Source organism: Janthinobacterium sp. RA13 (assembly GCF_000745325.1).
In the GTDB taxonomy this organism is placed as follows: Bacteria; Pseudomonadota; Gammaproteobacteria; order Burkholderiales; family Burkholderiaceae_D; genus Janthinobacterium; species Janthinobacterium rivuli.
The window spans coordinates 1,834,410-1,858,097 of record NZ_JQNP01000001.1 but is presented as its reverse complement, the minus strand read 5'-3'; the positions used below and the strand labels follow the sequence as shown (position 1 = coordinate 1,858,097).

Sequence of the window (23,688 nt, the reverse complement as noted above, 5' to 3'; positions counted from 1 at the left end):
GGCCGGGCATGCAGCCCGGCCATTTTTTTATCTGTTCAGCTCAGCAGCGGTTCAGCAGCGTGACACGTCACGCAGCAAGCGGTCGTATTCCGTCTTGGCGACCTTGTAGCATTCGCCCGCATAGCACTCCAGGCCGGCGCGGTCCAGCACCGTGATATTGCCGCGGCGATAGTGGATCAAGCCTTCTTCCTGCAACTTGCCCGCGGCGGCCGTGATGCTTTCGCGGCGCACGCCCAGCATGATGGAAATCAGCTCTTGCGTGACTTTCAATTCGTTCGATGGCGAACGGTCCAGGCGGTCCAGCAGCCAGCGGCACAGCTTTTGCTCGATCGAGCTGTGGCGACCGCCAACGGCGTTCTGCGCCATTTGCGCAAACAGGGCGTTGGTGTAGCGCATCAGCAGCTGGGGCAGGGCGCCGCCTTGATTGAAGGCATCGCGCAAGCTTTGCGTTTTCAGGCGGTAGCCGTAGCCGGCGCTTTGCACGACGGCCGTGCACATGGCGCGCTCGCCTGCCAGCAGCGAGGCACCGGCCACGCCTTCATGGCCGACGACGGCGATTTCCGTCGTCGCGCCGTCTTCCATTACATACAGCAAGGAAATGATGGCGGTGGTAGGGAAGTAGCTGTATTCCAGGTTGTTACCGTAGGCATACAATTCCTTGCCGAAAGGCAGTTCCACCAGTTCCAGGTCTTCGAACAGCGATTCGAGGGCGGCGCGCGGCAGGGCGGCCAGCAATTCATTCTGTTGTGCACTGCTGAGACTAACCCGCGACGCAAGCTTGATTTCCCGACCCGCCGCCGGCATGGCGCGCGGCAGCAACTGGTTCTTCTGGACCGGGGCGATAAGTTGAGTATGGCTCATAGTATTCCTCACAGGCTTTTTACATCGGAGTGCGACTGCCGCGTTGCTGGTCAAAAAAAACTCTCGTACCCAGGTGGTAACGGCGTTTTTTTCAACCGCGCGGTGCAGATCGCGATGTAGCTACTTTAAAAGCTTATGTAAGTGGCGAACATAAGATTAGCAGTCGCCACCTTGTAGTCTCTTTTGAGGCGAAATTGTAGTCCTTGTCCTACGCGCACACTTTTGACTAGCTAGCCTTGCGCCGTTCCGCGCGATTTTGTGATATGACGCGCGGTTTATTGGCGCTCCACAGGCCGGCCGGCCGCACGCTGGGCAAGCCGTCGCGCATGCTTGCTGCGGGCGCCGGGCGCGCACTTGGCATCTCGTGCTCCCCCAGGCGGAAGCGGCTGACTGCTTGCGTCAGCGCCTCGCCTTCCTGGTGCAGGCGCTGCGAACCGGCGCGGGCCTCGTCGACCAGGCCCGCGTTCTGGCGCGTCATGTCGTCGATTTGCGCCAGCGCCTGGTTGATGCGGGCGATCTCGCCATTCTGCTCGGCGCCGGCGCTGCTGATGCGCCCGATGACGACGGCCACCTGCTGCACGGCGTCGACGACTTGCCGCATGGTGTTGCCGGCGGCATTGACGAGGTCGCCGCCTGCATCGACGGTGGCGACCGAATCGCCGATCAGGCGCTTGATTTCCAGCGCCGCCTCGTTCGAGCGCTGCGCCAGGCTGCGCACCTCGGAGGCGACCACGGCGAAGCCGCGCCCCTGCTCGCCGGCTCTGGCCGCTTCGACGGCCGCGTTCAGGGCCAGGATATTCGTCTGGAAGGCGATGCCGTTGATGACACCGATGATGTCGACGATCTTGTGCGAGCTGGCCTTGATCGAGGCCATGGTGTCGACCACGGCGCCCACGGTTTGCCCGCCGCGCAGTGCCACGTCGGCCGCCGTCGCCACCAGGGTGCGGCCCTGTCCTACGTGGGCTTCGTTGCGGCCGACGGTGGCCGTCAGCTCGCGCATCGAGTCGACGGTGGCGCCCAGTGCGTCCGCCTGCGTGGCCGTATGGCCGGACAGGGCCGCGTTGCCCTGGGCGATGTCGGCGCCGGCGGCTGCGATGACGGCCGCGCCGCCGCGGATTTCCTGCACCAGCGTGGCCAGGCCATGCGTCATGGCGCCGAAGTCGCGCACCAGGTCGCCGATTTCATCGTGCGCCTGCGAGGTGATGCGCTGCGACAGGTCGCCCGCCGCTGCCGCGCCGACGGCCACGCGCAATTGCTTCACGTCGCGCGCGAAGGCGGCATAGAAGCCCGCGCACAGGTAGGCGGCGGCCAGCAGCACCAGCAGCATGGCGGCCAGGATCAGGGCGCGGCGCGCCTCGTCGCGGGCGATGCGCTGCGCCAGCAATCCGTCCAGCGCGGTGGCCGACGCGCCCGAGAGCGCGTGCAGGGCGTCGATCGCCTGCATGCCGGCCGCGTGGAATTGCGCGCCCGAGGTCTGGTCGTAGGAATTCGTCACTTCGTTTTTCGTGCGTTCGAGGAAGGCCAGCGCGGCCGGCACGGCTTTCAGGGACGGCAGCAGGCTGGCGCGCAAGGCCGGCTTGGCGGCGATGATTTCGTCAAAGCGGGCCGGCAGGCGTTCCAGTTCGTGGCGCGCGATCAGGGCGTTGGCGTTGACGAGTTGATCTTCATTCGCCTCGAACAGGCCCGTGTCGATGTAGGCGGCACCGCGCCCGGCGATGTCGGACAGGCTTTCGGCCAGGTCGGGCAGGGTGGCCGTGAAGACTGCGCTCAGGTGGTTGGCGCCCGCGTCCGGGTCCAGGCTCAGGTGCGAACGGTCGGCCACCAGCTGGCCCAGTTTGGCTGCCTGGCGCAACAGCGCCGTGTGCGCCGCGTAGCTGTCACGCGCCGCGAGGCCCGTCTGTCGGCCCAGCAGGGCTTGCCACTGCTTGCTCAGCTCGGCCGCCTGGGGCAGGTCGGCGCCCGCCGGCAAGCGCGCCAGGGCGGCCAGCGTGGCCGTGATGCGTGCATTGGCGGCCGTGTTGTCCATGCCCGCCTTGCCGCTCAGGCGCAAGTGTTCGAGGCCGCGCCGCTGCTGCAGCAGGCGCGTGCCTTCTTGCAGCTGGTGCACATAGGCCACGCCCCGCTGTGCATCCTGCGCCTGGGCCAGCGACTTGCCCAGCTCCGAGATCAGCAGGGTGGTCGCCAGCACCAAAGGCAGCAAAAAGACCAGGCAGACAAGCATGAATTTGGGCAGCAGGCGCAGGCGCTGCATGAGTCGGATGGCGGGGGTGAGGAGCATTTTCATCGGGTTTCCAGGGTAGGGTGACAACATTTCTGCAGTGCAATGTTGCCTGCGGATTGTGACCCCTTGATGAAGTGGCCAATTTTGCCGTTCGCCAGAGTGAAGCAGTTCACACGGAAGGCCGATCCTTCTGTAAAATCGAGGGTTTTTTGCGAGGGCCATATTATGGTCACCAATATGGCCAACGAGAACGACATCAACACCCCCGATTCCAGCGACAATGCGGACAGCGCCGCAGCGTCAGTGAGCAGCAAGGCGCCGGCCGTGATCGCGCGCGAAGTGCAGCGCCGCCGCACCTTCGGCATCATTTCCCACCCGGATGCCGGTAAAACCACCTTGACGGAAAAACTGCTGCTGTTCTCGGGAGCGATCCAGATGGCCGGTACCGTCAAGGCGCGTAAATCGGGCCGTCACGCGACGTCGGACTGGATGGAGATCGAGAAGCAGCGCGGCATTTCCGTCGCTTCCTCGGTGATGCAGTTCGAATTCCGCGACCACGTCGTCAACCTGCTCGACACCCCGGGTCACCAGGACTTCTCGGAAGATACCTACCGCGTGCTGACGGCGGTCGACTCGGCGCTGATGGTGATCGATGCAGCCAAGGGCGTGGAAGCGCAGACGATCAAGCTGCTGGCCGTGTGCCGCATGCGCAATACGCCGATCGTCACCTTCATGAACAAGATGGACCGCGAGACGCGCGATCCGCTGGATCTGCTCGACGAACTCGAATCGGTGCTGAAGATTCAATGCGCGCCCGTCACCTGGCCTATCGGCATGGGCAAGAACTTCCGCGGCGTGTACCACCTGCTGAACGACGAGATCATGCTGTTCAAGGCTGGCGAAGAGAAGGCCGACGGCGCCTTTGAAATCATCAAGGGCATCGACAACCCGCGCCTGCAGGAGATGTTCCCGCTCGAGATGGATCAGCTGCGCATGGAAGTGGAACTGGTGCATGGCGCGTCGAACCCGTTCAACCTCGAAGAATTCCTGTCCGGCGTGCAGACGCCTGTGTTCTTCGGTTCGGCCATCAACAACTTCGGCGTGCGCGAGATTCTGTCCGCGCTGGTCGACTGGGCGCCGGCGCCGCGCGAGCGCGATGCGACCGTGCGTTCGGTGGCCCCGTCCGAGCAGCCGTTTACCGGTTTCGTCTTCAAGATCCAGGCGAACATGGATCCGGCCCACCGCGACCGCATCGCCTTTTTGCGCGTGTGTTCGGGACGTTTCGAGCGCGGCATGAAGGTCAAGCACTTGCGCCTGGGGCGCGAGATCAAGGTGTCGAACGTGGTGACCTTCATGGCATCGTCGCGCGAACAGGTGGAAGAAGCGTACGCGGGCGACATCATCGGCTTGCCGAACCACGGCAACATGCAGATCGGCGACAGTTTTTCCGAAGGCGAGATGCTGACGTTTACGGGCATTCCGTACTTCGCGCCAGACTTCTTCCGCTCTGTGCGCATCCGTAATCCCTTGAAAATCAAGCAGTTGCACAAGGGCTTGCAGCAGCTGGGCGAAGAGGGCGCGGTGCAGGTCTTCAAACCGGTGCAGGGCGGCGAACTGGTACTGGGCGCCGTCGGCGTGCTGCAGTTCGAAGTGGTGGCCAGCCGCTTGCTCAACGAGTATGGCGTCGACGCCGTGTTCGAAGGCACCAGCATCAGCAGCGCGCGCTGGGTCAGCTGCGACGACAAGCGCATCCTGCAGGACTTTGAAAACGCGCTGGGCCACAACGTGGCCTACGATGCGGCCGGCAACATGGCTTACCTGGCCACTTCGGGCGTGAACCTGCGCCTGACGGAAGAGCGCTGGCCGAAATTGACGTTCCATGCGACGCGCGAGCATTCGGCGAAATTGGCTTGATGTAGCGTAGTGGTGTCGGATTACGCGCTGCGCGCTAATCCGACCTACGCCGACTACCTGTTCATGGTGTGGTGCTGTAGGTCGGATTAGGCCAACGGCCGTAATCCGACACCATCGTTGGCACCAACTCAAGCCGGCAAAATCGTGCGCGTACTCCAGTCGCGCCGCTCCAGCAGCAATGCCGTCAACTGCGCCGCCGTCATCGGGCGCGCGAAGAAAAAGCCCTGCACGTTGTCGCAGCCGGCCTTTCTCAAAAACTCCACCTGCTGCAAAGTTTCCACCCCTTCGGCCACCACTTTCAGGTGCAGGCTGTGCGCCATGGCGATGATGGCCGTGACGATGGCTTCGCCCTCGCCGGGCAGGTCGTGCACGAAGCTGCGGTCGATTTTCAACTGGTCGATGGGCAGGCGCTGCAGGTACGACATCGATGAATAGCCGGTGCCGAAATCGTCGATCGACAGGTGGATGCCCGCTTCCTGCAGGCGCCGCATCAGTTCCACGTTGGCGTGGACATTGTCCATCAAGACGCCCTCCGTGATTTCCAGCTCCAGCAAGCCATGCGGCAGCTGCGTTTCGTCGAGGATGGCGCGGATATCGTCCATCAGTCCCGGGTCGCGCGCCTGGCAGGCCGACAGGTTGACGGCCACGTGTTCGAGCGAATCGAGCAGGCCCGCCTTGCACCACAGGGCCGCCTGGCGGCAGGCGCTTTGCAGCACCCAGCGTCCCAGGTCGACGATGATGCCGCTTTCCTCGGCCACGGGGATGAATTCGGCGGGGCTCAACTGGCCCATGTCGCGGCAGTTCCAGCGTATCAGCGCTTCCACGCCGACGATGCGCCCGCTGCGCAAGTCGATCTGCGGCTGGTAGTGCAAATACAGTTCCTCGTTCTGCAGAGCCTTGCGCAGGTTCGCTTCCATGCGCAGGCGGCGCTGCGCGCGCAATTCCATTTCGGCCTTGAAGACGGCGTAGCGGTTCTTGCCCTGGTGCTTGGCGTGGTACATGGCCGTATCGGCATTGCGCGTCAGGGTGGCCACGTCCTGCGCGTCGAACGGATACAGGCTCACGCCGATGCTGGCGCTGACATACAGCTGGTGGCCTTCGAGGTCGAACGGCGCGGCCAGCACGGCCAGGATCTTGCGCGCCACGCTGGCCATTTCCGAGGCGTCGTCGGCCGGTTCGACGATGACGACGAATTCATCGCCGCCGATGCGGCAGATGATGTCGGTGCCGCGCAGGATGGCCACCAGGCGGTCGGATACGAGCTTGAGCAACTGGTCGCCGCAGTGGTGGCCCAGCGTATCGTTGACGACCTTGAAGTTATCCAGATCCAGCAGCAGCAGGCCCACGCTGCTATCCTGGCGGTCGGCGCGCGCCAGCGCGTAAGCCAGGGCGTCGTTGAATTCATGGCGGTTCGGCAGCTGCGTGACCGGGTCGACGTGGGCCAGATAGTGCAAATGGCTTTCCGCATGCTGGGCGGCCGTGCGCGTGCGGCGCACCATCAGGAAGGTCAGGCCGAATGCGCACAGGCAGACGAGCAGGGTGAAGGCGGCAAATTGCGCCAGGCTGGCGTACAGCGGCGCCAGGCTGGCGCGCAGGTACAGCGCGCCGCCGCCCGGCAAGGTCGTCAAGACGGCGGCGCTGCCGTCCAGGTAATCGAGGTGCAGGCCGTTGCGCGGCGCCGCCGGTGCGGTATCGGCGCCGCTGCGGGCGTAGCGGGCAAACGGCGCGCCATAGGGACTGTAAAGTATTGCTTGCCGGACATGCGGGGCGGCGGCGAGGGAGGCGAGCAGTTGTTGCGCCGCAAGACGATTGTCCTGGCGCATGGCCTGGCTGGCGGCGGGCGCCAGCATGTCGGCCTGGATTTGCAGGTTACGCTGCAAGGATGCCTGGAGGGCAAACAACTGGAAGAGGATCAGCAGCAGGCTGGCCATGGCCAGCATGGCCGCCGCGGCCAGCAAGTTCAGCCTGGCAATCCGGTCGCCGCGCAATTGCGCCGACGGCAGCATCAATGGCGTCATCATGACGCTCCCTCCTGCCGGCCCCGCTTGCCGCCGCCCCGTGTAATCCCGCCTCGCCCTGCCATACTTTGCGTTCCAGTCTGATGAAAACCGAAGTGAGCCGGAACTCTCAACGTGTTGCCAAGTGTTGCTAAGGCCGACATATTGTCATTTTGCAGCGTGAAAGTACAGGGCGCGCGGCAATTTTGTGTGCATGCGGCGGGCCGGTGGCAGCAGGCAAGGCGACAAAACAGGCGGAAAAGGCAGGGCGTGTCTTTCTAATAATAATGCTGGCTGAATTTTAATCCTTTTTTTGCCAGCCGGTTTTTTCTCTAAAAACATGCTGACAGTAAACAAAATGCCATGAAGAATAACTTCAGTATCCCAAGATATCCGGATGCGGATTAACTTTTTGTCCGTATCGTCCATTGCAAGTCATTGATTTTAATAAATTTTAATGGAGAATGCGAGAACGCTATGGCCTTGCTCCGCGAGTTCGTCCATAATCCGCTGATGATGGACGTTCTGATGCTGTTTGTTTTGTCTCGCGCGGCCACGCAAGATGCCGCCAGCAAAACCGGACGTCGCCCTAATGATCAATAGTGAGGATATCTTGGAAAAAAAACCAAAAATTATTTTGTCGTCACAAGACCTGGAACGACTGGAAGCGTTGTTGTATGCCTTGGGTAATAACTTATCGCCGGACAAGGCCGCCTTGCTCGACGAGCTGGGCCGCGCCGAGGTGCTCGAGCCGCAAGAGATCCCCCCGACCGTCGTGACGATGAATTCCACCGTGCGCTTCACGGTGGAAAACAAGGAGGAATTCTGCCTGACGCTCGTGTATCCGAAGGATGTGGAAGGCCAGGCCGACCGCATTTCCGTGCTGGCGCCCGTCGGCAGCGCGCTGCTGGGCCTGTCCGTTGGCGACAGCATCGCCTGGCCCATGCCGGGCGGCGTGGTGAAGGTCAAGATCGAGGAAATCGTCTATCAGCCTGAGCGGGCTGGCGAATACCATCGCTAATCGTAGCAAGCAGTGACGGCGGACGGCGCCTGCCGTTCGCCTGCCAGGCCGTGTTTCCGATAGTTAACTATTGCGTTGCACGCGCACCACCAGCCATCCCGCCACCACCGTGAACGTGACGATGATGGCGACGATGATCCAGAAGCCCTGCGGATGCTGGGCCAGCGGAATTCCCCCCACATTCATGCCCAGCATGCCGGCGATGATATTGATCGGCAAGGCCAGCACGGTCACGATGGTCAGCACGAACAGGCTGCGGCTGTTTTCCTCGTTGACGCTGGCGGCGATCTCCTCCTGCAGCAGCTTGATGCGTTCCTGCAAGGACGACATATCGCTGAGCACGACGGAAAACTCCTCCGTCGACTGGCGCAGTTCCAGGCTGTCCAGTTCCGACACCCACGATGGCGGGCGTTGCAGCAGGCGGAACAGGGCGGCCGGTTCCGGCGCCAGCAGGCGCTGCAGCCGCACCAGCACGCGCCGCATGCCGCCCAGGTCTGCGCGTTTCGGCACCAGGCGCCCGGCCAGCAAGTGGTCTTCGATATCGTCGACCCGCGCCACGGCGTCGCGCACGATGTTGACCAGCACGTCGGCCTGGTCGCGCAGCAGATGGATCAGCAATTCCACCGACGAGCGGATCGGCTCGTGGTTCTTGATGACGGCCTGGCGCAGGCGCTCGATCGACTGCAACGGTGCGCGGCGCGCCGTGATGACGAGGTTTTGCGCCACGCTGGCCCACATGGTGGAAATGTCGGACGCTTCGAACGAGAAATTGTGCACCACATCGTTGACCACGGCGATCAGGGTGTTTTCCGCCTGCTCGATGCGCGTCGAGCGCGAACCCTGGTGCAGGGTTTCATAGAATTCGTCGGCCAGCTGCGTATGCGTCATCAGCCATTTTTCGCTGGCCGCATGCGACAGATTGAAATGCAGCCAGACGAATTCCTGCGCCGGCCGCGCCGCGCCATCGGCCAGCCAGGCCAGCGCGGCCGTCGAGTCGAGCGCCAGCGGCTGCGGCTCGCGGCCAAACAGGAAGCCCCAGACCAGGCCCGAGGTGTCCGAGCCGTAGGTAAAACCGGCAGTTTCCATCGCCATCGTGAATCTTTCTCGCGCAGTGTGATTGATCGTCGCGCGATGTTAATACACGGATGTGTCGGGAAAATGACAAGGCCACCGCGATGGGTGGCCTTGTCCTGACTACAGATGCGTATTAATTGCGGCGCGGGTTGTCGGGCCGGCGGTCGTCGCGGTTCGGAACCCCGTCGCCATCGCGGTCGTGGCGGTTGCCATTGTCGCGGTCATAGCGGTTGGGGATGCCGTCGCGGTCGCGGTCACCGTTCGGGCCGCGTGGCGACCAGCGGCCTTGCTCCATCTGCCAGCGGCCATCGCGCTGGTTCCAGGCGGGCGGCGCATACACGTAGCCGGGGCGTTCGGCGATCCACACGCCTGGCGTCCAGGCGTAGCGCTGGCCGCGCCATTCCCAGTGTCCTGGCGCCCAGGCGTAGCCGTGGCGCGCGCGCGGGATGGCTTCGCGGCGCGGTGGCGGCGGGGCGATGCGGATGTCGTCATAGCGCACGGGCTGCACTTGCGCGGCAACCCAGCCGCCGCGGTCCAGGCGCCAGCGGTTGTTCTCTTGTATCCAGGCGGCGCGGCGGTAGTGGTTGCCACCCCGTTCGCGCAGCCATTCGCCATTGTTCCAGACATGGCGCTGGCCATCCCAGTTCCAGTAGCCGGGCGCCCAGACATAGCCGGCGCGCGGCGCTGGCACGCTTTCAAACCGTGGCGGAGGCGGCGCGTTGCCGATGACAATGCTGACGCCGAGCTGATTCTGTGCCATGGCTTGCGCGGGCAGGAAGGCCGCGGTGCTGATGGCAAGCATGGCTGCTGCGTAGAGTGTGACGGGTTTCATGATGTGCTCCATTTCGGTGATTGCTTGAAATGGACTATAGGCGCTTGCAGGCGGGCGGATCGCCTTTGATTCAACTTATTACAATTGACACAATGCTGTGTGTCCGTGTATCCGTGGCGGATACAAATGGCGGCCTGGCGCGGCGGATTTCACATTGGCGCCAGGCGGCGTGGTGTCAGCATCGTTGGCTCACAGGGTGCTGGCGGTGGCGTTGCCCAGCAAGGCTTGCCGTTCCTCGATCAGCGAGATTTTCTTTTCCTGTTCCGTCAGGCGCTTGGCGCTGACGACGACGACGGGGATGGCGCTCGCTTGCGCCACATCAGTCGCTTTGGCAGCCGATGGCTGCATGAAGCTGACGTAGCTGGCGCCGCAGGCGATGGCGACGGCGACGGTAAAGATGGCTTCCATGTTTTTTAACGTTTTCATGATGGTTCCTTTCGGGTGGCGGGTGGGTATGCATGTACTGTAGCCAGGCGCGGGCCGGCGCGCCATGCAGATGCGACCAGCCGTGGTTTTGGCGGGATGGCCTGCAAAAAAACGGCGCTGAAATGCCTGCGCGCGGCGCTGGCGGGCGACCGCATGAATTGAGGCCTAATTCGCCCTGTATCCGTGCATATGAATGCAATTGCCCTATGGCATTATCTGATGCTGCGCCGTTTCGTGCACGCTCGGCGCGCGGCAGGTGCTGCGCCAGCTGTGCTGCTAGAATCGGCATGGCAGCCGTGTTGCGCACACTTGCGCGCACAATCATTCTCATCAGGAGTCACACATGTTCCAATTGTTTGGTTTTGGCGGCGCCCGCTGCCCGCGCTGCGAGCACAAGAACGGCGCTGCCGCCGGCTATTGCGCGCAATGCGGCTTGTCGCTGGGGGCACCCGACAGCGACGCGGTGCTGCATGCCAATCAATGGCATCTTGCTGATGGGCAACTTGCCCTGTTCTTCGGCGTGCGCGAACTGTCCTCGCTGTTCGGCAGCGCCGCGCGCCGCCTGCAGGTGCCCGCCGAGTCGCGCGCCTGGATCGTGCAATCGGACGCTTTCACCTTGATACCGGCTGGCGACTACGACAGCGCCGCCTTCTTTGCGCGCCTGCCCGCGCTGCTGCCGGCGCGTCCGGCCGAAGTGCTGATCGCGCGCGCCGACGCCGTCAGCCTGGAATTCGACTTGCCCGGCCTGGCCAGCACGGAGCGGCTGGACGTCGCCGCGTCCCTGCGCGTCGACATCGCGCTGGGCCAGCCCGATGCGTTCGCGCGCCAGTTCATGCGCGCGCCTGGCGCCGTCACGCGCGCCCACCTGCACGCCTTGCTGCTGCCGTCCGTGCGCCAGATCGCGCTGGAATTCATCGGCAGCCGCGCGCTGCGCGAGATGGATGCGAATGCGGACCTGCGGCCCGAATTGAACGAACGCCTGCAATCGGCCCTGACGCAGCGCCTGGCGCCCAGCGGCCTGGCCGTGGCGCGCGTGGAAACGCTCAGCCTGCGCCACGACAAGCGCGAGGGCGGCGGCGATGCGGCCATCGGCACCCTGTGGCTGGGCGGCGTGCCGGCGCAGGAACTGGAGCAGCACAGCCTGGAACGCATGAAGCAGCTCGACCAGTTGTACGACGAGGAAGAGTGGCAGCGCATCCGCCGCGAGGAACTGGCGGCGCGCCACGCGCACCGCCGCGCCGAATTGCAGCAGGATGCGACGGTGGAAAAGGCGGAACTGAACCACCAGGAAGCGGAGCGCCTGCAAGCGCTGCGCGGGCGCCAGATCGACCTGTACGGCCGCATCCTGGAAGCGAAATCGCGGCGCCAGGCGCTCGACCATGGCGCCGCGCTGGCGCTGGGCGAGCTGGAACAGGAACTGGCGCAAAAAGGCGCACAGCGCGCCGATGAAGCGGCCAACTGGGAACACGTGCGGGCGCTGGCCGCCATCAAGATGCGCAGCGAACTGGAACTGTCGCAGCTGCACGGACGCGAACAGATCCAGCTGGCGCAGCAGCGCTTTACGCACCAGGTCCATTTGCAGTCGATCGCGCAGCAAGTGGAAAGCGCACTGCTGATCGACGACGAGACGGGCCGCCGCACCCAGCTGGCGCGCCTGCGTCAGGCGGAAGCGGATGCGGCCCAGCGCGAGGCGCAGCTGGAGGCCGAGCAGCACCAGGCCGCGTGGCAGGGCCTGATGCTGGCGAATGCGGCGCGCAAGCGCGAGGCCGAGCGGGTACAGGAGTGGGAAGACCAGATGCAGCTGGCGCGCCAGCGCGAACTGCTGCGCGCCGAGGCGCACAAGGATGAAGCGGCCCAGGTGCAGGCGACGGAAATCGCGGAAAAAGTGGCGGCGCTGCGGCGCGGTGGCGCGCGCGAAGACGCCATCGCGCAGCAGGAAAAACTGCTGCGCACCATCGAGGCCGACGGCGTGCACGCGCGCCAGCTGCAGCAGCAAACGCAGCTGGCGCAGCTCGACGCGCTGGCCATCGAGGAACAGCGCCAGCAGCTGCGCCAGCTGGAACAGGAAGCGCAATGGCAGCGCGACTTGCTGGCCATGGCGCAGCAGCGCGAAAGCGATTACGCGCGCTGGAAAGGTGAATACGAAGCCTTGCTGGCGCAACAGGCGCATGCGGCCGAACTGGCGCGCATCGACATCGACCGCATCGAGAAAATCGGCTCCCTGAGCGACACGGGCAAGGTGGCCATGGCCGCCGGGCAGAATGCAAGCGCGCTGGCGCAAGTGCTGAAAACGCAGCTGCAGGCGGGCATGAGCGCCGAACAGATCCACGCGCTGGCCGCGCTGGCGGCGGCCGAGAACAGCGTCGCGCCGCTGGACGCCATGCGCATGGCGCAGGACAGCGTGGCGCAGGAGCGCAGCTATCTGGAAGGCCAGGCGGAACGCGAACGGCGCCAGCAGCTGGACTTGATCAACCTGCAAAATGCGGCGCACGCGCATGGCCTGTCGGCGCAGGCGCAGCTGGGCGTGGCCGTGGCGCAGGCGTTGCAGCCGGGTGCCGCCGCCGCAGCGGCGCCGGCCCGCTGCAAGAACGGCCATGCGCAGCGCGCGGGCCATCCGGAAGATAAATTCTGCGCCGCCTGCGGCGTCGCCCTGCAGCCTTGATGGAAGCGTTTCACTCCAGATGATGCAAAAAGCACGAGACAAGCTGCGGGAACTGCGCGCCCTCCATGACGACGGGCTGCTCAGCGAGCAGGAATTTGAACGCCGCAAGAACGCCATCCTCGACGCCGAGTACGCGCCGCCAGGCGCCGCGCCTGTGGCCGCGCCGCTACCCGTGCGCCAGGGTACGGAACTGGGCTTCATGAAGGGCCAGGAAATCGGCCCGCAAAACCGCCGCTACCGGCTTGAACGACTGATCGGCACGGGCGGCATGGGGCAGGTGTGGCAAGCCACCGACCTGGCCACGCACGCGGAGCTGGGCAGCAGTGAAATGGTGGCGCTGAAGATTTTGCCGCCGCAGCTGACGCAAAGCGCCACGCACGCCAAGCTGCTGATCGAGGAAGCGACGCAGGCGCGCAAACTCGCACATGAAAACATCGTGCGCGTCTACGAGTGGGCGCAGGATCCGGCCACGGCCAGCTATTTCATCATCATGGAATGCCTCGATGGCGAAGACCTCGAGCACTATCTGGCGCGTACGGGCGCGCTGCCCCTGTCCACGGTGCAGGAACTGCTGCAGCCGGTGGCCGAAGCGCTGTCGTATGCGTGGGAAAAGCACAAGCTGGTGCACCGCGACCTCAAGCCGGGTAATGTCTTCCTGACGGCGAAGGGCGACGTCAAATTGCTCGACTACGGCATCGCCTCGCGGGTGCGCAATGCGGACAGCAGCCTGGCGCTGGAGCTGCCGAACGCGGGCACGCACGGCTACCGGGCGCCCGAGGCTGGCGCCAACCAGCGCCAGCCCAGCCCGCGCCTGGACGTGTATGCGGTGGCCGTGATGATCTATCAGATGCTCGAAGGGCGCATGCCGTTCGACGACACGCGCAGCGCCAGCCATTTGCCGTCCGCGCCGCAAGCGCTCAACGCGCAGCAGTGGCAAGTCTTGCAGAACGGTTTTTCGCTGACGCCGGAACTGCGGCCCCAATCCGTGCAAGCCTTGCTGGAAAGCCTGGAGCGCGCCGCTGGGCCGTCGCCCGAAGAACTGGCGGAACAGGCGCGCCAGCAGCAGGCGCGCCTGGCGCAGCAACAACGGCAGGCGGCGCTGGCCGCCGAACAGGCCCGCGAGGAAGAACTCAAGCGGGCCCGCATACGCCAGGAAGAACTGGATCAGCGCCGCAAGGCGGAAATCCAGGCGGCCGCGCTGGAAAAGCAGCGCCAGGACAAACTGCGCCGCGAGCAGGAGGCGCAGCGCCATTTCGAAGCGGAAGAGGCGCGCAAGCTGCGCAAGGAAGCGCTGCGCGGCCAGTTGCGCGCGCGCCGCGAAGCCGATGCCGCCACGGCCTTGCAGGAACACCAGGAATTGCAGCGCAAGGCCATCGTCGCCAAGGCGGAAGCGGCCTACCGCGCGGAGCAGGAACGCGCGCGCCGCGAAGAGGCCAGCCGCGCCGCGACCGCAGCCGTCCCTGCGTCGGAATCCGCGCCAGCGCAGGAAACGGAACACGCGGAACCGGTGGCCAATGCCGAAGGCATCTTGCGCGATGACTTTCTCGATGGCGCGGGACAGGGCCCGGAACTGGTGCTCATTCCCAGCGGCCGTTTCCAGATGGGCGCGCACGAGACGGAACACAAGGCCGCCATCCAGGCCGGCTCGCAGCAGTCCTGGCTCGAACGCGAGATGCCGCAGCACTGGGTCGGCATCGAGCGCCCGTTCGCGCTGGCGCGCCACCCTGTCAGCGTGGGCGAATGGCGCGCCTTCGTCAAGGCGACCGGCTGGGCGGGCGGATCGGAAACGGACTGGGACAATCCCGGTTTCGTGCAAACCGACCTGCACCCGGTGGTCGGCGTGAGCTGGAATGACGCGCAGCTGTACCTGGCGTGGATGAGCGAACGCACGGGCCGGCGGTACCGCCTGCCCAGCGAAGCGGAATGGGAGTACGCATGCCGCGCCGGCACGCGCACGGCCTTCAACGTGGGCGACACGATCAGCACCGAGCAAGCCAACTACGACGGCCTGTACGTGTACAACGGCGGCCCGCGCGGCGTGTACCGGGGCGGCACCACGCCGCTGGGTACGTTTGCGCCGAATTCCTGGGGCCTGTTCGACATGCATGGCAATGTGTGGGAATGGGTGCAGGACGTGGTGCACGACAATTACGACGGCGCGCCCGTCGACGGCAGCGCGTGGGAAGAGGGCGCCGACAGCAGCCGGCGCATCCTGCGCGGCGGCTCGTGGCTGTACCACCCGCGCTATTTGCGCTCGGCCCTGCGCAACGGCTTTTCCACGGTGCTGTCGAACGACATCGTGGGCTTCAGGGTGGCGCGCACGCTCGACTGACTCATTATCATATCGGTCATCTTGAGGGATGCTGCATGCACCTTGACCGTGCCGGAGCGTCCATCGTCTTCGCCGGCCCACCGATGCCCTGTTCCGTATCGAATGATCAGGTAGTGGAGCGGCAGGCTGCGCAAAGCGGGCAAACGGTGTAAATTGTGGCTTTCCAAACGCACCCAGGAACGCCATGACCATCAAAGCCATCCGCGACCAGTCGCAAGCCATGCGCCACATCGTGCACGTGCGCGATCACATCATTTCCGCCGACGCCTCGGTGGCCGAAGGGGGCGGCGACGCCGGCCCTTCGCCGCACGACCTGTACGACGCGGCCCTGTCGGCCTGCAAGGCGCTCACCGTCGTCTGGTACGCCAAACACAAGGGCATCCCCCTGGAGCACGTGGAAGTGTCGACCGAGCGCGACGCCAGCGAAGAGCGCAAGGGCGTGTACCGCCTGGCCACCACCCTGCACCTGACGGGCGAGTTGACGGAGGCGCAGCGCCAGGAATTGCTGTCGGCCGCCGGTAAATGCCCGATCCACAAGCTGATGACGGCCGTCACCACGGAAATCACCACGGTGCTGGCATGAGCGCGGCCATCCTGAAAAGCCACGAAAAGGACCTGGGCGGCGGCTTCGTCGTGCGGCGTTTGCTGCCTTCCGCCGTCAAACAGGCCGTCGGCCCCTTCATTTTCTTTGACCATTTCGGCCCCATCGACGTGGCGCCCGACGCCAACCACGACGTGCGCCCGCATCCGCATATCGGCCTGGCTACCGTCACCTACCTGTTCGAGGGCGCGATCGACCACCGCGACAGCATCGGTTCGTACCAGCGCATCGAGCCGGGCGCCATCAACTGGATGACGGCCGGGCGCGGCATCGTGCATTCGGAACGCACGCCACAGGACCTGGCGGGCCAGCCGCACCGCACGCACGGCTTGCAGCTGTGGGCCGCGCTGCCGAAGGCGCACGAAGAGGATGAACCGAGTTTCACGCATACGCCGCAGGCCGACATTCCCGTCGTGCTGCTCGATGGCGCCGTAGTGAAGGTGTTGATCGGCACGGCCTTTGGCCAGACCTCGCCCGTGCGCACCTACATGCAGACGGTGTACCTGGACGTGGCGCTGCAGGCGGGGCGCGAGTTGCGCCTGGAAGGCTTGCCGCCGGAAGCGGCGATTTATCCGATCAGCGGGGATGTGCTGGTCGATGGCGTGGCGCTCGTGCCGCACACCATGGCCTTGCTGAAAGCTGGTGCCGCGCCCGTGGTGACGGCAGGCGGCGGCCCGGTGCAGTTCGTGGTGATCGGCGGCGAGCCGCTGGACGGCCACCGCTTCCTGTTCTGGAACTTCGTCTCGTCGAGCAAGGAGCGATTGTCGCAGGCGGCCGACGACTGGACCGCCCAGCGCATGGGCAGCGTGCCGGGCGAGACGGAATTCATACCGCTGCCGAAGGCGCCATTGCGTCCTCCGGCATAAGCGTTTCGTTTAGAAACGCGCGCGCAAGGTCAGTTGCGCCTTGCGCGGCTCGCCATAGAAATTGCCCCACGCCGGCGCGCTCACCGTCTGGTAGTAGCGCTTGTCGAGCAAGTTCGTCACGGACAGCGACGCCGTCCAGTTGCGGTCGATCTGGTAGGCGGCGCGCGCGCTCCACAAGGCATACGCGCCTTGCGCCACCTTCACGTCGCGCGTCGTGCGCGAGCTCTCCGTCTGGAAGTTCACGCCGCCGCCCACGCTCCACTTCTGCAAGGCGCCGGGCAGGCGGTAGTCGCTCCACGCGCGCAGCATGTGGCGCGGCGAGTAGGTACTGGCGAACATCACGCCTGCGTCCGACGTCTGCTCCAGGTATTTGAAGTTGTTCAGGGTGTAGCCGGCGAACAGCTGCCAGCCCGGCGTCACTTTGCCGCTGATTTCCGCATCGACGCCTTCGCTGCGCACCTTGCCGGTCGAGAAATAGCACTCCGTGCCGCTGGTGCAGATATTGACCAGATCGGCCTCGGCGCGGTTGCGCTGTTCGATGCGGAACAGCGCCAGCGAGGTATTGACCTTGCCATCGAACAGTTCACCTTTCACGCCCACCTCCAGGTTGCGCCCTTTCAGCGGCTCAAGCAGGGCGCCTTCGGCCGTGCGCTGGTTTTGCGGCTGGAAGATGTCGGAGACGCTGGCGTAGCCGGACCAGCGCTTGTCGAACGCGTAAATGACGCCGCCATACGGCGTGACGACGCCGTTTTCGCGGGACGGATCGAGATACACCTCGCCCGTGTCGCGGTACACGCTGGTCGATTTGTAGTTTGATACGCGCGCGCCCGCCACCACGGTGAGCGGGTCGATGACGCTGAATCGGGCCACGCCATAGGCACCCGTCTGCGTCATGGTGGTCAGGCTGTGGCCGCCGCCATATTGTTCCTTGCGTATCCAGGCATCGCTCGGTTCCGCCACGCCGTGATTCGGTTGCAGCGCGCTATTGGGCAGCAGCATCTTGGCCAGGCTGTAATCGCTGTCGCTTTCCAGCCGGTTCGTGCTGATGCCGGCGCTGAAGCCGTGGCGGCGGCCGAAGGCATTGAATTTGCCATCGAGCGACAGGTCGAGTCCCTTGTTGGTGGTGCCGTAGTCGAACACGCCCGCGTACATCATCATGCCGGCCATGGTGGCGGGATTGAGCGCGCCCAGGTTGAACATGTATTTCACGTCATGCTGTTCGCGCGTGTAGTTGGCGCTGGCCTTGAGCGACCAGTCGGCATCGAAGCGGTGTTCGAATTCGGCGAAGGCGGCCGTCTGGCGGCTGTCCCAGCGGTTCCAGTCCGCGCCCAGGTAGGTCGAACGGGGCAGTTTCGGGTCGCTGCCATCGAGGTGGCGGGGCATGCCGGAGAAAAACGGCGTCGACTTCAGTTTCTCGTAGCTGGCGCCCGTTGTCAGCTTGCTGCCCGGCGCCAGGTCGAATTCCAGCACGCCGTACAGCACGTCGGTGCGGCTGTCGGCCACGTCATAAAAATAATCGCGCTGGTCGTGCGCGGCCACGACGCGGCCGCGGATGCTGCCCGACTCGTTCAAGGGGCCGGTGACGTCGACTTCGCCGCGCACGTCGTTCCAGCGGCCCGCGCTGAGCGCCAGTTGCACCTGCTTTTCCGCCAGCGGGCGCTTGCGCACCATGTTGATGGCGGCGCCCGGCGAACCCGTGCCCTGCAACAGGCCCGTGGCGCCGCGCACGATTTCGACGCGATCGAGCATGGCCGTGTTGCTGGTAAAACTGTTCGCCTGCGGGTAGAACATGGCGCGGTTGACGCCATCGAACTGGTAGGTGTCGACCATGAAGCCGCGCGAATACACATAGCGTCCGCCCATGGGACTGTCGTACATGGTGATGCCGGTGGTGTTGGCCAGCACGGCGTCGATGGTGTTGAGGTTCTGGTCGTCCATCTTCTGGCGCGTGACGACGCTGACGGATAGCGGAATTTCGCGCAGGGTTTGCACGCCCTTGCCGACGGTGACGGCGCGCGCCGCATACGAGTTGCTGTGCTCACTGACGGGGTCGCGCTCCATGCTCGCGCTGACGGTCACGGGCGCCATGGTCTTTTCCGTGCCGGCCGCCGCTGCGGACGCTGGCGCCGCCTGGCGCAGCACATAGGCGCCGTTCGGCAGCTGCACGGCTTCCAGGCCGCTGCCGGCCAGCACCTGGGCAAAACCCTGGCCGACATTGAAGCTGCCGCGCACGCCCGGCGAGCGCAGGCCGCGTGTCTGCGCGGGATCGGTCGACAGGCTGACGCCGGCGGCGACGGCAAAATCGTTCAGGGCCGTGGCCAGCGGGCCAGCTGGCACGGCGTAGGCTTGCGGTGCTGCAGCGGCAGCCTGGCCTTGCGCCAGGACGGGTGCTGCGACAAAGGCGGCGGGGGCGGCGCACGCCATGGCGAGGACGGCCAGGCGGATGGCGCGCGCGGCGGGATGGAGGACGGGGGTGGTCAGCTGCATGCTCGGTCTTTCTGCTCTAAAGGGATAAGAATTGGCGTGTGAATCGGCTACGTGAATTGGCTACTTAACTAGGAAGCCGAAGCAGCGCAGCGAAACACCAACCCCTGGCGCAAAAAAACTGAAAATAATTACGTGGAGCGGGCCGCCACCGTGGCCCAGTAGCGCGTGAAGTACGTCACTTGCAGCCCGTGCGAGGCGCACAGGCTTTCCAGCACGGCGTCGATATCGTCGAGGCGGTAGGTGCCCGTGACGGGGCGGCGCGCCACTTTGGTGTCGCAGACGAGACGCCCGCGCCGGTAGCGCGCCAGTTCCGCAACCAGTTGTTGCAGGGGCCAGTCGGCCGCCACCAGCATGCCGCGCAGCCAGCTGTCCTGGTGCGCAGGCATGGTCTGCACGTCATCCGCGCCAGTTGCGCTGAAGCGTAACTGCTGTCCAGCTTCCAGGCGCCGCACGGCATCCGGGCGCGCCGCGCAGCGCACTTCCACGGCATGTTCGTAGACGCTGACGGTGCTGCCATCGCCATCGCCATCGCCATCGCCATCGCAGCGCACGCCGAAGCGCGTGCCGAGCGCGCGGATCACGCCGTGCGGCGTGTCGACGAGGAAGGGGCGCGGGTCGGGCGCCGTCGTGATCATGATTTCGCCATGATGCAGGCGGATGCGGCGGTGCGTGGCGCTGTAAGCGACATCCAGGGCGCTATCCGTATTCACTTCCAGGCGCCCGCCATCGGCCAGGGTGACGTGGCGGCGCTGGCCCGGCGCCGTGCGCAAGGACGCCGTCAGGGCTTGCCATGGGTCCGATTGCAGGCCCGCCTGGCCCAGCGCGATGCCGCCGCCGGCTGCCACCAGCAGCGCGAGTATCTTGGCGGCCGCGCGCCGGCGCTGCTGCGCCGCCTGCAGGGCGGGAATCGCCAGTGCTGCCGGTATCGCGCCCAACTGGCCGTCCATGCGCTGCAGCAGCTCCCAGGCCCGTTCATGTTCTGCGCTGGCGTCGCGCCATGCCTGCAGCGCTGCCGGGTCGGCGCCGCCGCACTGGAGCTCCACATGCCAGTGGGCGGCGGCGGCCAGCACCTTGCGGGGGATAGGCGACGAAGGGGAGGCGGATGCGGCGAACATCAGGCGGCCGCCAGCATCAGGCATTCCGTGTAGGCGCGCACCAGGTGCTTTTTCACGGTGGGCAGGGAGACGCCGAGGCGCCGGCTGATGTCGACATAACTGAGCTCCTCGATCTGCGCCAGCAGGAAGATGGCCCGCGTGCGCGCACCCAGGCCGTCGAGCAGGCGGTCGATGGCGAGCAGGGTTTCGATGATGATGGCATGCGTTTCGGCGCTGATCGTCGTCGGCTCGGCTTGCTGCGCCAGCGCTTCCAGGTAGGCTTGCTCCAGCGCCTGGCGCCGGTAGCGGTCGATCAGCAGGCCGCGCGCAATCGTCGCCAGGTAGCCGCGCGGCTCGCGCAGGGGCGCCAGCGGTGTCACCTCGCGCTTGCCCAGCAGGCGTAAAAACGTGTCCTGTGCCAGGTCGGCCGCCTCGGCGCGGTTGCCCAGCTTGCCGCGCAGCCAGCCATACAGCCAGCCGTGGTGCTCGCTGTACAGTGTTTTCAGGTGGACGGCATGGACGGGACTGACGGTGCTCACTGCGTTCTCCAGGCAAAGGAAGGGCTGGGCTGACGGAACGCGGGGTGCCGGCTGGCTGGGCTGTTTGAGAATGATACTCATTATCACATTGCCATGCGGCCGGCGTCAATTGGCGTCGCCGCCCAGGCGCCAGCGCAGCTGCCATTGTTGCAGATTTGCCCAGGCTTGCTGCAGGGCAGCGGCGGACCAGTGCAGCAGGCTATCGAACGCCAGGACGGTGCGCTGCCAGTGGATGCCATCGAAAAACACGTGGTCGGCCACGATGGTGGCGGCCAGCCAGGCGGCGATGATGACGATGATGTCGTGGCGGCCGCTCTTCCACCAGCGCAGCGAGTGGCGGCGGAAGATCCACGGCACGCCCAGCGGATTGGGCCAGTCGGCCAGCAAATGCATGATGCCGCCGGCGGCAAAGCCGAACAGGGGCGGCGCCCACAAGTGGTGCGGCAATTGCAAATAGGTGTAGACGAGCAGGGCGATCCAGGCCAGGCCCCAGTGCGTCCACGTGCGGTGCGTGATCCACAGCCGGTGCGTGCGCGCCCACCAGGCCACTTCCAGCCAGTCCGGCGCCGTGCCGCCCAGCGCGCCCATGACAAAGGCGAGCATGCTCAGCACTTGGTAGGGGCCACCGGCGCCAGCGTGTGCGACCAGGGCCGCGGCGATCACGCCGGCAGCCCAACCGGTCGCATGATGCGCTTTGTTGGAAGCCATAGAAAATGTAAAACGCCATGCGTGGCGTTGTGTGAAATGCAGGGGATATTAACTGGATGAATATACAGTATTCAAGGGCGTGGAGGGGTGCTATTTGCAGAATATCTGCTGATAATTTGTTAAATTGTGTGTCGGGAGAGCTTGATCAGCGGACTCGGCAACTCATGCCGGGCTGTTAATTATGTTGTGCGGCTGATAATGTAATCGGCGCAGGGCGCGCTATGCTGAAAGCAGTCCTGTGTTTTAAAGAGGTGTCGCCATGAAAATCCCGCGCGAATTGCAGATTCCCGCCCTCGTGTTTTCGCTGGAAGCGGTATTTATTATCGGGCTGTCGCTGATTTTCCTGGTGCTAGTACCGCGCTAGCGGTCAGGTGTCAGGAGGCGTTGTATCAGGCAGTTTGCATGGCGCTATCGCACAGCGCCGCGCCTTCGGTGCGGATGATCCAGCATTCGGGATACGGTTCGCTGGCGAAGCGGTTATGGCGCGCAAAGCCGCTGAGCTTGTCGAGCGCGGTGGCGGGAGCCAGCGCCGTTTCCTTGCCGCTGGCCGTATCGATGTGCCAGAAACCACCGTTGCGGTGGAAGAGCACGGGCAGGCAGCTGGCCTGCGGCGTGGCAAGGTGGCTTGCCGGCGCAGGCTGGGTGTCGGGCAGCAACAGGTAAAAACACTCGGCGCGGGCGCCGTGGTCGATGCGGTGCAAGATCACGCCATGCGCAAGCAGGGCCGTGACGCTGAGCACGACGATGCCCTTGATGCTGGCAGACAATTCAATGCGCATGCCCAGGCGCAGGGCGACGGGCTTGTGTTTGCCGGGCCACACGCCGTCGAGCAGCAGGCCGTAGCGCGACACATCCTCGATTTCAAAGCCTTGCTGGCCGCGCCGGATAATGGCGTGGCGGCCCGACAGGCGGCGCGTCAAGCCATTATTGTCCTGGCCGTCGGGACTGAAATGGCTGAGCAGTACATCGGCTTCCGGGTCGACCAGCTCAAAACGCCCCAGCATGCATTCTTCCAGCGCGAACAGGCGGATCTGGCGCTGCTCTCCCGCTTCCGGCGCCGCATTGACGAGGCAGGCGGCCTGGCTCGGGTGCGGATGGCAGTGGCTGGCGGCGGGCAGGTCGACCTCGATCAACTCCTCGTCCCAGGCAATCGTGGTAAACCCCATGTCGATCTTGCCTTGCGGCGCCGATAAATCCACGTGGGCAATGCCGGCATTGCGCGCCGTCACGTCGAGGTTGCAGCCGTCGCCGCCCGTCACGCGGGCAATCGACGCGTCGTCGGCCATCACGCGCACGTTCTTGTGGGTGCTGAGGAAGATCTGGTGGATCTCCGTCAGCGTGGCGTCGCGGCGCGGCACGAGGATGACAAACGTGCACACCCATTTCTGTGCCACGGCGCCATCGACGTGGCTGTGCACTTCCACTTCAATCTGGTATTGCCCGTGTTCCTTGTTGCGCGAGGAAAACTCGACAAATACGGGACGCCAGTCGCCGCGCGTGGTGCGCACGAAATCATGCTGCACGTGGCCGCGCGGGATCAGGTCCGAGCGCAAGCGCAAGGTCAGCTGCGGCGCGCAGGCGGCGCTCATGCCGCGCAATTCCATTTTCAGGGTTTGCCGTCCGCCCGCCGCACGGGGATCGAAGCCGCTGATGTGCAGGTGGGCTTGCGCGGGCTGGTAAGCTGATGGCACCGTTGGCGGCGCAACGGGCGCTGGCGTGAACGCCGGGGTGGCGGTAGAGGCCCCCACGGAGCGGCTTACCGTTTGAATGGCAGCATCGCGAATAACGGCATCGCGAATAACAGCATCGCGAATATCATGTGCAGAGACGTGCGGAAGCGCCGTTGCCGATGGCTCGGAACGGGCGCTGCGCTGTGCGGTCAACAGGTCGTAGCTGCTGGGGGCAGTCGTCGCTTGCGGGTGGTTGCCCGCGCAGACTGTTTCCCCAGGCAAGACCCAGAACGTACAGTGCGGGTGCTCCGGGTTGCTGCATTTTTTCATGACATTCTGACTCGAATCGAGCGGGGACATTCTGCCCTCTGTTATACATGAGA

At 65.0% G+C, this 23,688-nt stretch carries 18 protein-coding genes; 6 read left to right on the top strand and 12 right to left on the bottom strand.

Annotated features, from left to right (window positions below; translation table 11 throughout):
* Positions 1–51: 51 nt before the first annotated feature.
* Together FG13_RS08070 and FG13_RS08065 are read right to left on the bottom strand one after the other, a co-directional pair.
* Positions 52–861: a Crp/Fnr family transcriptional regulator gene (locus FG13_RS08070; RefSeq protein ID WP_034783188.1), complete on the bottom strand. Its 810-nt coding sequence runs from the start codon at positions 859–861 to the stop codon at positions 52–54.
* Between the two features lie 226 nt (positions 862–1,087).
* The gene (locus tag FG13_RS08065; protein WP_035819946.1) at positions 1,088–3,145 is read right to left on the bottom strand and encodes a methyl-accepting chemotaxis protein; all 2,058 of its coding nucleotides are present in this window, start codon (positions 3,143–3,145) and stop codon (positions 1,088–1,090) included.
* Between the two features lie 174 nt (positions 3,146–3,319).
* Between FG13_RS08065 and FG13_RS08060 the strand changes: the two genes are divergently transcribed.
* A complete protein-coding gene (locus FG13_RS08060; RefSeq protein ID WP_035827636.1) occupies positions 3,320–4,996 on the top strand; it encodes a peptide chain release factor 3 in 1,677 nt (558 codons plus the stop codon).
* A 128-nt stretch (positions 4,997–5,124) separates the two neighbouring features.
* Here FG13_RS08060 and FG13_RS08055 read toward each other — a convergent pair whose 3' ends face one another.
* Together FG13_RS08055 and FG13_RS29975 are read right to left on the bottom strand one after the other, a co-directional pair.
* A complete protein-coding gene (locus tag FG13_RS08055; RefSeq protein WP_035819944.1) occupies positions 5,125–7,017 on the bottom strand; it encodes a putative bifunctional diguanylate cyclase/phosphodiesterase in 1,893 nt (630 codons plus the stop codon).
* Between the two features lie 144 nt (positions 7,018–7,161).
* Positions 7,162–7,422, bottom strand: a complete 261-nt coding sequence (locus FG13_RS29975; protein WP_152598717.1) for a hypothetical protein — start codon at positions 7,420–7,422, stop codon at positions 7,162–7,164.
* Between the two features lie 184 nt (positions 7,423–7,606).
* On the opposite strand from FG13_RS29975, the gene rnk reads away from it, so the two are divergent.
* Positions 7,607–8,014, top strand: coding sequence for a nucleoside diphosphate kinase regulator (gene rnk / locus FG13_RS08050; RefSeq protein ID WP_162835757.1), 408 nt, complete (start codon positions 7,607–7,609; stop codon positions 8,012–8,014).
* A gap of 63 nt (positions 8,015–8,077) precedes the next feature.
* Here rnk and FG13_RS08045 read toward each other — a convergent pair whose 3' ends face one another.
* The 3 genes from FG13_RS08045 to FG13_RS08030 form a co-directional block, all read right to left on the bottom strand.
* Positions 8,078–9,106, bottom strand: coding sequence for a transporter (locus FG13_RS08045; RefSeq protein ID WP_235211695.1), 1,029 nt, complete (start codon positions 9,104–9,106; stop codon positions 8,078–8,080).
* Between the two features lie 115 nt (positions 9,107–9,221).
* Positions 9,222–9,920, bottom strand: a complete 699-nt coding sequence (locus FG13_RS31185; RefSeq protein ID WP_327062287.1) for a YXWGXW repeat-containing protein — start codon at positions 9,918–9,920, stop codon at positions 9,222–9,224.
* A gap of 189 nt (positions 9,921–10,109) precedes the next feature.
* Positions 10,110–10,346, bottom strand: a complete 237-nt coding sequence (locus FG13_RS08030) for a hypothetical protein (RefSeq protein WP_035819941.1) — start codon at positions 10,344–10,346, stop codon at positions 10,110–10,112.
* Between the two features lie 343 nt (positions 10,347–10,689).
* On the opposite strand from FG13_RS08030, the gene FG13_RS08025 reads away from it, so the two are divergent.
* The 4 genes from FG13_RS08025 to FG13_RS08010 all read left to right on the top strand — a co-directional run bounded on the left by FG13_RS08025 (position 10,690) and on the right by FG13_RS08010 (position 16,807).
* Positions 10,690–13,008 carry a hypothetical protein gene (locus tag FG13_RS08025; protein WP_035819938.1) on the top strand — a complete coding sequence of 773 codons (2,319 nt, stop codon included), beginning with the start codon at positions 10,690–10,692 and terminating at the stop codon, positions 13,006–13,008.
* Positions 13,009–13,027: 19 nt separating this feature from the next.
* Positions 13,028–15,340: an SUMF1/EgtB/PvdO family nonheme iron enzyme gene (locus FG13_RS08020; protein WP_035819936.1), complete on the top strand. Its 2,313-nt coding sequence runs from the start codon at positions 13,028–13,030 to the stop codon at positions 15,338–15,340.
* A gap of 184 nt (positions 15,341–15,524) precedes the next feature.
* Entirely contained in the window at positions 15,525–15,923 is a 399-nt protein-coding gene (locus FG13_RS08015) for an OsmC family protein (protein WP_035819934.1), read from the top strand.
* Complete coding sequence (locus FG13_RS08010; RefSeq protein WP_035819933.1) at positions 15,920–16,807, top strand: pirin family protein; 888 nt, start codon at positions 15,920–15,922, stop codon at positions 16,805–16,807. Before FG13_RS08015 ends, FG13_RS08010 begins: the two co-directional genes overlap by 4 nt.
* 9 nt (positions 16,808–16,816) lie before the next feature.
* On the opposite strand, the gene FG13_RS08005 is transcribed toward FG13_RS08010, so the two are convergent.
* The 5 genes from FG13_RS08005 to FG13_RS07985 form a co-directional block, all read right to left on the bottom strand.
* The gene (locus FG13_RS08005; RefSeq protein ID WP_035819931.1) at positions 16,817–19,294 is read right to left on the bottom strand and encodes a TonB-dependent siderophore receptor; all 2,478 of its coding nucleotides are present in this window, start codon (positions 19,292–19,294) and stop codon (positions 16,817–16,819) included.
* 128 nt (positions 19,295–19,422) lie between these two features.
* Entirely contained in the window at positions 19,423–20,409 is a 987-nt protein-coding gene (locus FG13_RS08000; RefSeq protein WP_161784162.1) for a FecR domain-containing protein, read from the bottom strand.
* Positions 20,409–20,927 (bottom strand): sigma-70 family RNA polymerase sigma factor, encoded by a 519-nt coding sequence (locus FG13_RS07995; RefSeq protein WP_051958758.1) that lies wholly within the window; start codon positions 20,925–20,927, stop codon positions 20,409–20,411. Before FG13_RS07995 ends, FG13_RS08000 begins: the two co-directional genes overlap by 1 nt.
* A 105-nt stretch (positions 20,928–21,032) precedes the next feature.
* Positions 21,033–21,635: a metal-dependent hydrolase gene (locus FG13_RS07990; protein ID WP_035819929.1), complete on the bottom strand. Its 603-nt coding sequence runs from the start codon at positions 21,633–21,635 to the stop codon at positions 21,033–21,035.
* A gap of 389 nt (positions 21,636–22,024) precedes the next feature.
* The gene (locus FG13_RS07985; protein WP_327062286.1) at positions 22,025–23,383 is read right to left on the bottom strand and encodes an FHA domain-containing protein; all 1,359 of its coding nucleotides are present in this window, start codon (positions 23,381–23,383) and stop codon (positions 22,025–22,027) included.
* Between the last annotated feature and the right edge of the window lie 305 nt (positions 23,384–23,688).